General features: G+C 67.8%; 17 protein-coding genes and 2 pseudogenes. 16 read left to right on the forward strand and 3 right to left on the reverse strand.

Going from position 1 to position 12,923, the window contains the following annotated elements; all coding sequences use genetic code 11:
- The first annotated feature begins 2 nt into the window (after positions 1 to 2).
- Both AB8O64_RS11105 and AB8O64_RS11110 read left to right on the forward strand, forming a co-directional pair.
- Entirely contained in the window at positions 3 to 260 is a 258-nt protein-coding gene (locus AB8O64_RS11105; protein WP_370418998.1) for a hypothetical protein, read from the forward strand.
- Positions 251 to 367 (forward strand): annotated as a pseudogene (locus AB8O64_RS11110) (IS5/IS1182 family transposase); the annotation flags it as partial. The gene AB8O64_RS11105 and the pseudogene AB8O64_RS11110, both read left to right, overlap by 10 nt.
- Before the next feature lie 14 nt (positions 368 to 381).
- On the opposite strand, the gene AB8O64_RS11115 reads toward AB8O64_RS11110, so the two are convergent.
- Positions 382 to 603 carry a hypothetical protein gene (locus tag AB8O64_RS11115; RefSeq protein WP_370418999.1) on the reverse strand — a complete coding sequence of 74 codons (222 nt, stop codon included), beginning with the start codon at positions 601 to 603 and terminating at the stop codon, positions 382 to 384.
- 308 nt (positions 604 to 911) lie between these two features.
- Here AB8O64_RS11115 and AB8O64_RS11120 point away from each other — a divergent pair, with 308 nt between their 5' ends.
- From AB8O64_RS11120 to AB8O64_RS11135, 4 genes are all read left to right on the forward strand, one after another.
- Entirely contained in the window at positions 912 to 1,511 is a 600-nt protein-coding gene (locus tag AB8O64_RS11120; protein WP_370419000.1) for a hypothetical protein, read from the forward strand.
- An 11-nt stretch (positions 1,512 to 1,522) separates the two neighbouring features.
- Positions 1,523 to 1,729 carry a hypothetical protein gene (locus AB8O64_RS11125; protein WP_370419001.1) on the forward strand — a complete coding sequence of 69 codons (207 nt, stop codon included), beginning with the start codon at positions 1,523 to 1,525 and terminating at the stop codon, positions 1,727 to 1,729.
- A gap of 164 nt (positions 1,730 to 1,893) precedes the next feature.
- Entirely contained in the window at positions 1,894 to 3,822 is a 1,929-nt protein-coding gene (locus AB8O64_RS11130; protein WP_370419002.1) for an HK97 family phage prohead protease, read from the forward strand.
- A 247-nt stretch (positions 3,823 to 4,069) separates the two neighbouring features.
- Positions 4,070 to 5,386: a phage major capsid protein gene (locus AB8O64_RS11135; protein ID WP_370419003.1), complete on the forward strand. Its 1,317-nt coding sequence runs from the start codon at positions 4,070 to 4,072 to the stop codon at positions 5,384 to 5,386.
- 717 nt (positions 5,387 to 6,103) lie between these two features.
- On the opposite strand, the gene AB8O64_RS11140 is transcribed toward AB8O64_RS11135, so the two are convergent.
- Both AB8O64_RS11140 and AB8O64_RS11145 read right to left on the reverse strand, forming a co-directional pair.
- Positions 6,104 to 6,433, reverse strand: coding sequence for a peptidase inhibitor family I36 protein (locus tag AB8O64_RS11140; RefSeq protein WP_370419004.1), 330 nt, complete (start codon positions 6,431 to 6,433; stop codon positions 6,104 to 6,106).
- A gap of 481 nt (positions 6,434 to 6,914) precedes the next feature.
- A pseudogene (locus AB8O64_RS11145) lies at positions 6,915 to 7,085 on the reverse strand (transposase); the annotation flags it as partial.
- A 217-nt stretch (positions 7,086 to 7,302) separates the two neighbouring features.
- On the opposite strand from AB8O64_RS11145, the gene AB8O64_RS11150 reads away from it, so the two are divergent.
- The 10 genes from AB8O64_RS11150 to AB8O64_RS11195 all read left to right on the forward strand — a co-directional run bounded on the left by AB8O64_RS11150 (position 7,303) and on the right by AB8O64_RS11195 (position 12,893).
- Positions 7,303 to 7,779, forward strand: coding sequence for an IPT/TIG domain-containing protein (locus AB8O64_RS11150; protein WP_370419005.1), 477 nt, complete (start codon positions 7,303 to 7,305; stop codon positions 7,777 to 7,779).
- Between the two features lie 125 nt (positions 7,780 to 7,904).
- Positions 7,905 to 8,381 carry a hypothetical protein gene (locus AB8O64_RS11155; protein ID WP_370419006.1) on the forward strand — a complete coding sequence of 159 codons (477 nt, stop codon included), beginning with the start codon at positions 7,905 to 7,907 and terminating at the stop codon, positions 8,379 to 8,381.
- A gap of 13 nt (positions 8,382 to 8,394) precedes the next feature.
- A complete protein-coding gene (locus AB8O64_RS11160) occupies positions 8,395 to 9,258 on the forward strand; it encodes a hypothetical protein (protein ID WP_370419007.1) in 864 nt (287 codons plus the stop codon).
- Positions 9,259 to 9,279: 21 nt separating this feature from the next.
- Positions 9,280 to 9,915, forward strand: coding sequence for a poly-gamma-glutamate hydrolase family protein (locus AB8O64_RS11165; protein ID WP_370419008.1), 636 nt, complete (start codon positions 9,280 to 9,282; stop codon positions 9,913 to 9,915).
- A 4-nt stretch (positions 9,916 to 9,919) separates the two neighbouring features.
- The gene (locus AB8O64_RS11170) at positions 9,920 to 10,252 is read left to right on the forward strand and encodes a hypothetical protein (protein WP_370419009.1); all 333 of its coding nucleotides are present in this window, start codon (positions 9,920 to 9,922) and stop codon (positions 10,250 to 10,252) included.
- Between the two features lies 1 nt (position 10,253).
- A complete protein-coding gene (locus tag AB8O64_RS11175; RefSeq protein WP_370419010.1) occupies positions 10,254 to 10,784 on the forward strand; it encodes a hypothetical protein in 531 nt (176 codons plus the stop codon).
- 129 nt (positions 10,785 to 10,913) lie between these two features.
- Positions 10,914 to 11,141: a hypothetical protein gene (locus tag AB8O64_RS11180; RefSeq protein WP_370419011.1), complete on the forward strand. Its 228-nt coding sequence runs from the start codon at positions 10,914 to 10,916 to the stop codon at positions 11,139 to 11,141.
- 2 nt (positions 11,142 to 11,143) lie between these two features.
- Positions 11,144 to 11,593 carry a hypothetical protein gene (locus AB8O64_RS11185; protein ID WP_370419012.1) on the forward strand — a complete coding sequence of 150 codons (450 nt, stop codon included), beginning with the start codon at positions 11,144 to 11,146 and terminating at the stop codon, positions 11,591 to 11,593.
- A gap of 56 nt (positions 11,594 to 11,649) precedes the next feature.
- The gene (locus tag AB8O64_RS11190) at positions 11,650 to 12,243 is read left to right on the forward strand and encodes a hypothetical protein (protein ID WP_370419013.1); all 594 of its coding nucleotides are present in this window, start codon (positions 11,650 to 11,652) and stop codon (positions 12,241 to 12,243) included.
- 125 nt (positions 12,244 to 12,368) lie between these two features.
- Complete coding sequence (locus AB8O64_RS11195) at positions 12,369 to 12,893, forward strand: hypothetical protein (protein WP_370419014.1); 525 nt, start codon at positions 12,369 to 12,371, stop codon at positions 12,891 to 12,893.
- Positions 12,894 to 12,923 lie beyond the last annotated feature (30 nt).

The following is a 12,923-nucleotide window of genomic DNA, read 5'->3' on the forward strand; positions in this document are numbered from 1 at the left end:
CGATGCCGCACACCGTCACCGGCCGGTTCGACGACGGGTCCGCCTACCAGGTACACGTCACTGGAGACGCGGACCGGCCGGTAGTCGGCTCCTCCCGCGCGGCCGCGCTCGTCGAACTGCACGCGGGCCAGTCGATCCCCCTGACGCCGACAGGCCCGCTGCGTGTCGTAGCTGGAGACGACGAAAAGGCCGTCCTCGCAGTGCTGCGTCGATACACCGACGTCATTGAGAAGGGAGTGGGAGCACCTCGCGAACGATGAATGCCCTCAAGGCGTCGCGGGCTGTGGCGACCAGGTACGACAAGGGAGCGCATATCTTCCACGGCACCGTCACCCTCGCTGCAATCCGACTCTGGCTACGCTCCTGAATGCGGGGCGCCCCTCACTCGCCGGGAGGGCTGTGACGCCCGAGCAGGCCGAGCGCCGTCAACACAGTGAAACAGAGCGTCATCCAGCCGATGAACGCGCCGCCGCCGTACAGCACCGCACCAGCTGTCGGCGCCCCAGTCTCATGAGAAAGTACCCCCGCCACCACCGCTACCAGCAGCGACGATACGAAGGACAGCAGCGCGAGAAGTACCTGAACGGGAAAAGTCAGCCTCACCAGTCGATCCCTTCACGAAGGTGATCGACCAGTCGGCGGGCAGCCTCAGCTCGACCACCGCTTACGGATGGCCTGCTGAGGCTCTGCGACGATTAGAGACTCATCATGCTCATTGCCTATCGAGATTGAAGCACTGTCCCCCATCGGACACGTCGCCAGTGCTTGTGGCTCTTGAATGAGCAACACAGAGTTTAGTGGAGGGCGTTGATGATCGCCAGCATTCAGGCCTGGAAGGTGGGCGGTTACACACCCGGACACGCCCTAGTGCGGCCGAGACACTAGCGCGGCCGCTTCTTCATGCTCCGCCGGTGACCAGATACGGATTCGCCATCAAGGCACTCCCCAAAGGCCGCAAGCCGTTCGGGGACGACGAGGAAGACCAGGACGCCGACACCACGCAAGGCGCAGACACCGGTACCCCGGCCGCCCCGGAGGCGAACCCGGCGGCGGACAGACCTACCGACGAAGCCCCGGAAGACGAGACCGACCCCGGCACCGAGCCAACTGAAGAAGTCCCGGAATCGCCGGTAGTGAAATCACCGGCGGGCGAAGAGACCGAGGACGAGTCTGCCGAGGAAGCGCTTCCTGCCCCTGAGGACGATGCGCGCCCGTGGTCCGGGGACATGTACGACGAAGGCGACGAGACAGATCCGGCCACCGCGTTCGCTGCCTACAGGGGCGCCGACGGCGAGGAGGCGTGGCTCGATCAGGCCCCAGACGGCACACTGACCGGATGGGTCCGCGATGCCACTGGCCAGGTGTGGCGGTACACGGACCCGGACGTCTGGGCCATCGATGTCGATGACGCCCAGATGACCCGCACCCACAGCCAGGCCAGCGGTGCCGTTGGCAATGCGGAAGCCGAACACGGCGGGCAGGACCCGCTGTTGCCGCCGACGCAGAGTTAGGAGCAAAACCGGTGGAGCTGAATCGCCAGAGGTACCTGGCGCTCCTCGACGAGGGCAAGGCCGCGTTCACACAGGGAGACCCCTCCGACGCCTGCCCCTACGACCAGTACAGCGCCGACAAGGAGCAGCAGTTCGGCGCCCGTTACTGGACGAAGGGGTGGGTCGCGGCCCGGACCGCTGCGGAGGCGAGGAACCCCGAAGCAGAGGTCAGCGCGTAGACGTCAGCCGTCGGGCCTACGCGGCGGTGGTGAACTATCGAGTCCGGGGTGGGCCAGAGGACCCAACACGGGGTGAGCGCAGGACACTAATCCGGTAGGCACTGCACGGTCCCGGCGGCCAGCTGTCCACCCGCCGGAGGTTCCTCCCCGTGCCACCCGCCCCCATGCCCCGAGTAACCGCATCCCGTAAGGGCACGTGCCGGGCGATCTTCGCCGTCACGGGCGTCGTTGACGAAGTCGCGGACCTGATCGTCCCCGGCGCGTTCGCCCACACCTTGGCGACCAGACCCGTCAAGACGGTCTGGCACCACGAGTGGCAGCAGCCCATCGGCGTCGTGCTGGAGATCGCCGAGTGGCAGCCCGGCGACCCCCGATTCGCTAGCATCCCGAACTGGCCTACCGAAGCCGGGGCGCTCGTCGCGACCATCCAGTTCAACCTGCGAACGTCGAAGGGCCGCGACGTGTACGAGCAGGTGCGGCAGTGGCACGAGCACGGCGAAGCCCAGTTCTCCATCGGCTACCGCGTCCCGCCGGGCGCTGCGACGAAGCGCTCCGACGGCGTCCGTATGATCCACAAGTTGGACTTGTACGAGGTTTCCCCAGTCCTCCACGGCGCACACCCCATGACGAGGTCGCTGGAGGTCAAGGCCGACCCCGGCTCAGTCGAGCTGGAGCACAAGACCACCGCATCCAGCGGCCACATCGACGTCAAGGCCGCCGAACAGCAGGTGGGCCGGGGCGCCATGGTCGCCCTCTACATCCCCGCCGGCATCGCTGGGAAGATCGCCCACCGCGACGGCACCGCCCCGCGCGACCTGCACATCACCCTGGCCTACTTCGGTGACGCCGCCGACCAGCTCCCCGGCCATCCTGACGACCTTGCTGGCGTCGTCGCCGCAGCCCTCGACGGTGCCGTTCCGCTCACCGGGAAGATCGGAGGCATCGGCCGTTTCCCGGACGCAGGGGATGGCGAACCGGTATTCGTTCCCGTCGACGTGCCCGGCCTCAGCGAACTCCGGGAACGAGTCATCAGCGCACTAGCCCTGTCGTCTCTGGCCGGAGCACTGCGCACCGACCACGGGTTCACCCCGCACATCACCCTCGGCTACGGCCTGCCGGCGGACACCCCGGTCGTGCCGCCGCTCCCCGTCGCCTTCGACACCGTGCACGTCGTGCGCGGCCCCGACGCCACCCCCATCCGCCTCACCGGCCCAGCCGCCGACGACAAGCCTGCCCGGGACGCCAGGCTTACGCAGTTGGGCACGAACGGTCTCGGACTGCGGGCCAGCGTCGAAGCGAAGACCGCCCGCGCCGCAGTGCTCGAAGCCAAGGTGGCAGGCGCCTTCGACAAGAACCGAGGAGACGTCGAGAGCAAGAGCGCCCGCGCCGCCGTCCTCGAAGCCAAGTCCCTCATCACCCCAGGAGCCACCGTGTCGCCGATCCAGCCGCTACCCGCCTCGTACGAGGAGATCCGAGACCGTGTCGGCGCCGCCGTCCGCCGCCTGCTCGCCGCCGAGGACGGCACCTGGACGTGCGTTGAAGCCACCTACCCCGACCGCGTCATCGTCTCCGTCCACCAGGACAGCACCGACCCGGTCACCTACGCCGTGCCGTACGACAGCGCCGGCCCCGAGATATCTCTCGGCGCCCCGCAGCCCGTCGAGCTGACCACCGTGGTCATCCCCGACCAGGGGCCTGCGCGTGCGGCCGACGACAGCGAGGCTCGGGACAGCAGGGTCGTGCGACCGACCATGCGCGCACTCGCGGACGCCACCGCCCGCATCCAGGCCGCCAACGGTGCCCAGCAGCTTGAACCCGTGCGCGCCACCGTCGGCGAACTTCTCGCCGCCCTCTCCTCCAAGGGTCTGGATGTCGGCTCCAGCGACGAGGGCGACCAGCAGCCGCCCGCGGCCGGGTCGTCCCCGATGGCCGGCAACGGCATCGACCTGTGGGACGACGACCCGTACGACGAACCCCACGACTCCGCCCCCGCCATCACAGACGGACCGGACGGTGACGAGGGCGACGACGATGACACCGTCCGCCTGAACGCCGAAGAGGTGAAGGCTCAACTCGCCGCGATCCAGGGGTAACACCCGCGACTCAGCCTCAACCACCACGCTGGCGACCCACCATCCGCCCCTGCGGGCGCGCCCAACCGATCAAACCAAAACAGCAGGTCAGAGCCGTGTGCTGTCTTCCTCTGACGCGTGAGGAACGGCAGCATGCGACGTTAACCACCCCCGCTCTCTCAAATGCCCCGCGTAGTCGGGTCGTCCCGGTGCTGGCCGGGCGAGCGACGCACGTCAACCGCACCCCAGCACGTGGAGAGAGCACACCGTGAGCACCCCCGTCATCTCGGAGAACAAAGGCCTGGTCAGGGGCCTCAAGACCCAGCTCGCCGAGAAGTCCGCCGAAGCCGAGCGGATCTCGCAGACCTTCAAGGTGGAGGACAACGGCGGCTTCGTCGTCAGCACCGAGCAGGCCAACGCCTTCAAGAAGGTCTCCGCGCAGGCCATGGAGCTCAAGCAGCTGATCGCCGACGCGGAGGGCATGAGCGAGGTCAAGCAGTACCTCGCCGCGCCCGACTCCGTGCCTGCCGCAGGCCAGCACTACGGCCAGAAGTCGCTGGGCGCCATCGAGGGCAAGAGCCTCGGTGACCTGTTCGTCGAAAGCGACGCCTACAAGAACGCCGCCCAGGCCGGGTTCCGCGACCGTCCGTACGTCCGCGCGGAGATGGAGGGCAAGTCCATCTTCAGCCTGTCCGCCGGGACCGTCACGCACCAGACCCTCGGCCCCGCGCAGAACCTGGGAATCGCCGAGCGCGAGTACCGGAAGTTCCACATCCGCGACCTGTTCCCCAAGAGCAGCACCAAGCAGGCCGTGCTCTACGGCGCACGGGAGACCGGCTGGACCAACAACGCCAAGCAGGTGAAGGAACGTTACGGCGCCGACGGCACCAGCCCGGCGACCGGAGCGGACACCGACACCTGGGGCCGGGCGCCCCGCTCGAAGCTCTCGCTCGTCCCGGTGATGTACCCGGTCAGTGAAATCGCGCATCTCCTCGATGCGCACAAGAACATCCTCAGCGACGAACCGCGCCTGAAGACTTTCATCAACACCCGCATGATCGAGGGCGTGAAGTACCAGGAGGACTGGGACCTCCTGCACTCCGTCGGGGACGGCCAGTCGCTGACCGGAATCTTCAACACCCCTGGCGTCCAGCAGTACACCGGTCTCAACACCGACCAGTACAGCGTCCAGATCCGGCGGTCGATCACCAAGGCTCTGCTGGCCGAGTACGACCCGACTGGCATCGTCCTGTCCCCAACGATGTGGGAACACGTCGAGGTCGAAGAGGACAAGACCGGCGCGTTCCGCGTCGCCCTGCAGATCGCCGTCGGCGCGACGAAGCGCGTCTGGCGGCTGGATGTGGTCGAGACGACCGCTATGGCGGATAACAACTTCCTCGTTGGTGCCTTCGGCCTGGGCGCCCAGTTGCACGACAGGGAGAACGTCAGCGTCACCGTCAGCTCGGAGAACGCCGACAACTTCGAGAAGGGTTTGATCACGTTCCGTGGGGACGAGCGCGTTGCCCTCGAGATCCCGCGTCCGGAGTCCTTCGTGATCGGCACCTGGACCCAGCCCACCGGTTGACCCCGTTGAGGGGAGGCGCCGCCCGCCGTCCTGGGCGGCGCCTCCCCTCCGCCCTCCTTCTGCAGACCTGACACGGAGGAACGCCGACAAGAAACTCAGCGGACCTGCAGCGGACTTGGACGCACTGACCCGGAGTGCCGACCGCGCGCAAGGGCCCACCGTGCAGCGTAGGAGCTCCCTGGCCACGGTCGACGAGGAGACTGCGGCGACACCGCGCCGCTTCCTCGACACCCGCACGAATCTTCCAACGCCATCGCCTAAGCCGCCGTTTCACTTAGCGAGTTGGCGGTAGCTGATGAGGGCTGCCGCTATTGCCGACGGCGTCAGCGGCCCGGATGAGGAGCCCCCGCTCCCCGGGTGCGTGATCGCCCCTGGGGAGCGGGGGTGAGAGCGTGGGCGGCCAGGACACGGTCACTGCCCACCTGGTGATCTACGCGCGCACCGGCGGCGGACGTCCGGCCCCCCGACCGTCTTCGTATCTGGGGCCTGACCTACAGCGTTCGCGGGCCGGTCGAGTCCTTCCGATCACCGTTTACTGGCACCACCGCCAGCCTCCGTACCCAGAGCCGCCTTCACCGCTGCGGGCACGGTCGCTGCTCCGTGCTGGCGACTCTGGAACAACCCGGCCGTTACCTGCTTCGGCGCCACCTAAGCCGTCCACCTGCACTCACTTCCCTGAGTGGGCTTCATGGCGGGGGCCTTCGAAGTCGCTGACCTCTAGGCCGGTGCCCATGCGCAGTAGGCGTAGGTGTTGGACAGACCGGAGTCCGGGGGGATCGGCCCCTCCTGCTGAGTGCACGCCTCGTCCGTGTAGATCCACACTGAATTGGGGGTGTTGTTGTAGACGGAGAATGCCGGGGGGTCGTAACGATGGAACTCACCCGGGCGACTCACTACCCGATTGCCTGTGTAGTCCTTCCAGTCGTACCCGCAGATGTAGCCGGAGGGACAGTTCGAGGGAGCCGCCTCCGCCTGCGCTGTTACCGGCGTGGAGATCAGCATGACCAGTGCTGAGGCGGCACAAAGCGCCCATACGCGCAGCTTCATTTATCTCCTCCTCGGACGAGCCTTGTATCCGATAACTACTAAGTGACACCTAACAGATGAGTAGCACCAGAAGTGCGCAAAATATTCACCTGCACGTGTCGGAGTCGCTTATATGTCCGTATTGCTTGGCTCCCGGTGAAAGAACCTTTCATCCCTTGATTCAAATCGACCGGGCCGCCGATCTGGCCATGTCCGGCGCCAGCGGTGGCGCCTAGGTCGCCCCTCGGCACCGCCGGCCCCACCGCTTTGGGCATCCCGCCCGCCCTTTGGGTCGGCCTCGGCGCCATCTCCGACGACGGCCTGAAGTACGGCATCGAGGGAGATCGCAAGGAGTTCACCCCCTCGTGCCTCGCCAGCGGCTTCCGCACACAGACACGGCCCTCGCCACCGGCCGTGAAGGAATAGCCCCCCACCCAGCCCGCCGCGCGCCCTGCAGATCCCCGGCCACCTCGGCCGCCCTCCCTGCTTGTAAGTCGCCGTTTCACTTGACGAGTCGGCGGTAGCTGATGGGGGCTGCCGCTATGCCGACGAAGGCCAGGAAATGCTCGGCCTTGCGCTCATAGCGGCGGTGCAGACGTCGGCAGCCGGTGAGCCAGGACACCGTCCTCTCGACGACCCAGCGGTGACGGCCCAGCCGCTGCGAGGACTCGACGCACCAGGGCTTGGCTCGTTCCAGGATGATGCCAAACGACTGAGGGCGGCCATCGCTTATCTGGAGAACTACGGCAGCGCCAGCCGGAGCTGACCTCCACCCCTGCCCAATGATCGTTCTTGTCCAGCTGGGCAAGTGCCCGTCCTCGGCAAGACGCGACTCAAGCCCCTGACGCTGTGCACCCTCCCTCGACCACCGCATCCGGAGGAAGGACACCATGGGCCTGTATCGCCAGGACGGCACCCGCATCACGAAGGCAGCGTTCCCCGCGGCCGCGCTCGACGATCCGCCCGTACGGGTCACCGAAGACGTCTATGTCTCTGAGCCGTACGGGCGCGGCGACGGGCAGCCCGAAGGCTCCAAGCGCTTCCTGCTCTACCAGGCTGGGACGATCGTCCTGCGCTCCACCGTCGACCGCCTGTTCACCGCGGCGACGGGCTCCAGCGTCACCCCCGCCAAGGGTCCGGATACGGGTGGCACCACCGTCACCATCAGGGGCGCCGACCTCGACGGCATCTCTGCGGTGACCTTCGGCGGCGCGGCCGGCGCGGGCCTTCACGTCCGCTCGGCCGCCGAGCTGACCGTGAAGACTCCGCCCGGCGCTATCGGGGCAGTGGCTGTCGAACTCGCCGACGACAGCGGCGCCGTCTCCAAGGCCGACGGCTTCACCTACGAGGCCCCGGCCAGCGGCTGACCGGAGCGAGAAGGAGCCTCGCACGAAGCGGGGCCCCTTCTCGCACATACCGCACCACGCGACACAAGCCGAGCTCCTTGTGCAGGGTGCGCGCGTTCGGACTGACACCGCTTGAGGAGCCATCCATGGCCACCACCGCCCGCACCCGCAAGTCCGCCGCCAAGACGGCCTCTGAGGAGGCCCCGGCCGAGGCAGTCGCCCCCGAGACCGACACCCTTCAGGCTGACTCGGCCCCTGCCGCGCCGGACGCCGCCCCGTTGGAGCCGCCGCACGTCGACGAGGCTGCGGAGCCCTCGGCGCCGAGCCCGTACGTCACGCCGACCGAGGTCATCCCGGACGAGGAGAACCTGTCGGACGTCATCCTCGACGACGCCATCGGACAGCCGCCCGTGGACCTCGACGGAGTGTTCGTGCCGCTGACCCCGTTCGGTTCGACCCTTCAGTGCACCGTCCGCCTGGTCGAGCGCACCTTCCTCGGGCCGCACCGCAACCCCGTCACCCGTCTCCTCCAGCCCAAGGGTGCCGTGGTCTCCGAGGGCATCGCCGCCCGCATCCGCGAACGCCTCGACGCGCAGGCCGCGCGCACCGGCAACAACCAGTAAGGGAGACGAAGGGGTGTCGGTCTACGACCACAAGCCCATGTGGGCCGGGGCGCACTACGACCCGGCCCCGGCCGGCGGGCAGGTGACGCGACTCGACCTGTACGCCACGCCCGAACGGGACGGGCCGGTGGTCGCATCGGCCGCACCCGCCGACCGCCTCCGAGCTGGGGTGTACCGGTTCGACCTGCCCACCGTCCCGCCCGGCCGGTACTGGGGTGCGGTCACCTTCACCCCCAACTCGGCCGGGGAGCCTGTCACGGACACGTCCGTGCGTCTCGACCTCCCGACCGGCCAGGGCCTGATCGGATCACCGGAAGCGGTCGCCGACACCCTCGGCATCCCGCTTCCCCTCACCTCCGCCCAGCGCGCCGCCTACGAGGAGGAGATCCGCAACGCGCAAGCTGACGTCACCGCATACCTGAACCGCCCCCTGGTGCCTACCACGACCACGCTGCGCGGCGTCACGCCCCGATGGGCGGATGCCCTCGACGACATCTGCACCTGGCCAGTCCACGTCGATGACATCGCCGAGGTGGTCTCCTACCGAGCCAACCCGGACGGCACGTACGACGTGGATCTCCTCGTCGGTCTGCACGGCGCCCAGGAGGAAACGGTGGTGCGGTACGTCGTCGCGCACGCCGCCGAGTCCGTCCGGCAGCGGCCCGACCAGAGCACGGGACCGGGCCGCCGGGTCTCCTCGGTGAGCGCTGAAGGACAGTCCATCTCGTACGACTCCGCGCCCACCACCGGGCAGGCGGGCGCCCTCCCCACGATCGACAGCCTCAACCGACTGCGCCGCCTCGTGTTCCAGCCCCTGTCCCGCCCGCCGCGTGCCTCGTGGCCGTACTCGCCCAGCGGCTCCCGGCGCTGGCGCTGACCAGAAGAAAGGAACGGGCCCATGGGCGATCTGTACCAGTCGTACGCGGAGCTGGCGAGCGGCCAGATCGAGGGCATCCACTACCAGCGGGCGTGGCGCACCTCCGCCTTCTCCAGCCTTCTGCACCTCGCCATCCACGGAGGCGGGATCGAGCAGGGCACCACCGAACTCGCTGACGCGGCCGCAGGCGACGTGCACGATTTCTACACCCTCGACGGGTTCAAGGAAGCGGGCGCCAACGCGGAGCTGCACATCACGTCGACCCGGTTTGACGAGCCGCAGGGCCTGGCGATGGCCAAAGCCGCGAGCCATATCGTGTCCTGGCACGGCGCGGCCGGCACGACGGCGATGACCTACCTCGGCGGCCTCGACTACAACCTTCGCGACCAGATCGGCGAGGCTCTGGCCAATGCAGGCTTCGCGGTCAGCGTGGCCGCCGAAGACCTCAACGGGAACGACCCGGCAAACATCGCCAACCGCGGCACCCGACGCATAGGCGTGCAGCTCGAACTCACCAACGCGCAACGCGCTCAGTTCTTCGAGAACGGTGACATGAGCCGCCCGAACCGGAAGAACACCACCAACGCCTTCACCACGTACATCACCGCAGTGACCACGGGCATCCGGCAAGCCCTCGTCACCCCAGGGAAGGGCTGACCAGGTGGCCGTCGTCCTCCCCAATCGGCTGCTGTCGCTGTACGCGCTCGAGCACCCGTGGTCACGAGACGCGAACGGCGTCCCGGTGCCACCGGACCCGAGCCAGCGGTCCAAGCCGCGCGGCACCTCGCCCGGCTCCGCGCTGGAGCAACCGGATGGCACATGGTCCCTGCGCCTGGACCCGGCCGCCTGGCCCGTTGAGCCCGGCGACGTCGTCGGTGACGAGACCGGCATGACGTGGACCGTCACCACCGCCCGCGTCCACCGGGTGCCCGGCTGCCCCGCCGCCGACTACGTTCAGTTGTCCGCCACCCGCAACCCCCCGGAAGTACCGTGACATGGCGAAGTTCACGCCGAACCCTGCGCTGGAGACGCTGCTGGCGCGAATGATCGCCCCCCACGTCCAGCGCATCGCCTACCAGGTCGAAGTCGAAGCCAAGCGCCTCGCCCCGCCCACGAAGCGGTGGGTCACGATGGCTGACGACAAGGTCAGGCCCACCCACATGCAGGCGCAGGGCCAAGTCGTTCCCGGCAACCTGCGTTTCACGATCAACAGCATGGACTGGGACCGCAAGCACCGCGGCGTCGGCTCCAGCATCTACATGCGCCAGCCCCGCGACCAGTCGTCCCGCGCGGTCGCGAACCTCAAGAACTGCCGGTGCGGCACGGCTATCGACCCCGAAGGCATCGCCCGCAATATCAGCACCGGGCCGCCGGTCATCACCGGCAGGAAAGTCACCGTGACGGTGACCGCGAGCGGCCCGATGGTCGTCGAGGCCGAAGTGGGCACCGTCTACCCCGGCAGCTTCGTCGCTGAGGGCACGCACTTCATGGCTCGTGCCGCCGCAGCCGTTGCTGCCCGAAGCTGACCTTGAGCTGAAGTGAACGGAGCGACGAGGGACGCCTTGCGGTCGCCCCTCTGAAACAAGCAAGCCTCCACCCTCCCGCTGCACGGGACGCCGCGACACAAGCAGTCCCCGCCAGCACCCTTTACGCCCATGACCACCACGAAGAAGGCCACCACCAGTGACGACACCCCGACCACCTACTCGCCCCAGGTGGTCGGCCGACCGCTCCGCGAAGGCCAGACAGCCGAGCGCGTTACCTTCGCCCACCACCTGCGCATCGACCACCGCGACTTCCGTCCCGGCGACACAGCGCGCCTCTCCCCCGACTACGCCCGACAGCTGCGCAACAGCGGCTACCTCGCCCGAGAGCGCGCCTGACCATGACCGACTCCTACGCGGTCGCCGACGCGGACCCCGTCGCTACCGTTCTGTCCTGGCTCGCCGAACACCCCAAGGTGGCCATGGCTCTCGGAGGTCCCAACCGGGTCTCTGGAATCCTCGAAGCACCCTGGCCTCACCTGCGGGTCACCGCCGGGGCTGGCGGCGACTTGCGCAACCTGTCATGGGCCATCGAACCCGAGGTGGCCCTCGAAATTTACGGAGACCCCGGCGGCTGGCCCGGCCCGGCGGCGCTGCGCCGCGCATTGCTGATGTGTGCGGTGGCCACGGCGGAGCTCACTGACGCCCCAGAAGACCCCATGCGCCCCGTCGTCAGCCGTGTCCGCCCCTCAGGCATGTTGATCGACTCGCCGCTCGCCACCGGGCAGCCCCGTCATATCCTCGGGCTCCTTGTCACTCTGCGCCCGTCAGAGGCCAGCACGCGACGCTAACCGACTGGCTCCTCCACGGTCCGACGGCCATCCCACCCCAGGCATGAGGAGAAGCCATGGCCGCCGAGATCACCAACTCGCGCGAGATCGTCGTACCCGCCCGAACCCACGTTTGGTTGGCCAAGGTCGGCACCCCGGCGCCCGCGGACGCCACCGTGGAGATGCCCACCGGCTGGAAGTCGGTGGGGCTCACCACCGAAGATAGTTTGAAGTTCAAGGAGGAACCGGACTTTGAGTCGGTGAAGTCGGCCCAGACGGACTTCCCTAGCCGCACTTTCCAGACCTCCGAAGCAGCCACGTTGGAGGTAGACCTTCAACAGTGGAACGGCCGCAACTTTGTCGCGGTCTTCGGCGGCGGTTCCATCACCGAGATCAGTACCGGAACAGAAGGAAAGGACGCCAAGCACTACAAGTTCACGCCGCCGCCGATCGGTGGCCGCAGCGAGATCGCTGCCCTGATCGAGGTCGTCGACGGCGGCAAATGCTACCGATACGTCTTCCCCCGCACCATGCAGATGGAGGGCGTTGAGGCGGAGTTGCAAAAGTCGAAGGAGAGCGTGCTCCCCCTGCGCCTAGCCGTGCAGGGCGGTGACGGCTCCGACGCCTGGTACATGCTCACCAACGACCCGGCGTTCGCCCCGGCCGTGTGACGAACCCCGTCGGCCCGAGGAGGCAACTCCTCGGGCCGACGCGTTCCGCAGTCAAGACGCGACACAAGCTTCCGCCCCCTTCTACCTTCGCGGCTCGATCAGAACCTAGGGGAGGAGCACCCGCCATGACTACGATCATTGACCTCGACGCCGCACGCCGCGAAGTACAGCACCCCGACGGCATACACGTCCTGTTCGACAAGCACCGCTTCGTGTTCCCGGCTGAGCTGCCGGCGACCGCCCTGGACACGCTGTTGTCGGAGGAACTGGACCTGGTCGGGCTTCTGGGCGACCTGGCGGTCACTACGAGCAACAGTGTCGCCGGCGAGGCGATCGAGCTGCTGACCAAACGCCCGCGGTTCCCCAAGCAGTTCTGGAAGGGCATCCAGGATCTTTATGCGGTTCTCCTCGGCCCGGAGCAGCACAAGGCATTCACGGACTGCCGGCCGTCCCTTGGTGACTACGTCAGGCTCACTAAGGCCCTTGCCCGCGAGTACGGAGTGTCCATGGGAAAACTGTTTGGACTCTCCGGCTTCTCCGAGAGCAGTGGGGAGACGTCGAATCCGACCTCGCCCGATTCCACGGCATCGACGCCCGTGGCATCTGGCTCCGCCCCGGACAGCCCAACTTCATCGGCCTCCGCCGACTGACGGCCTTCCTCGACCGGCTGCCAGAGGAAT

It is taken from the genome of Streptomyces sp. QH1-20, assembly GCF_041283565.1.
Taxonomy (GTDB): Bacteria; Actinomycetota; Actinomycetes; order Streptomycetales; family Streptomycetaceae; genus Streptomyces; species Streptomyces syringius.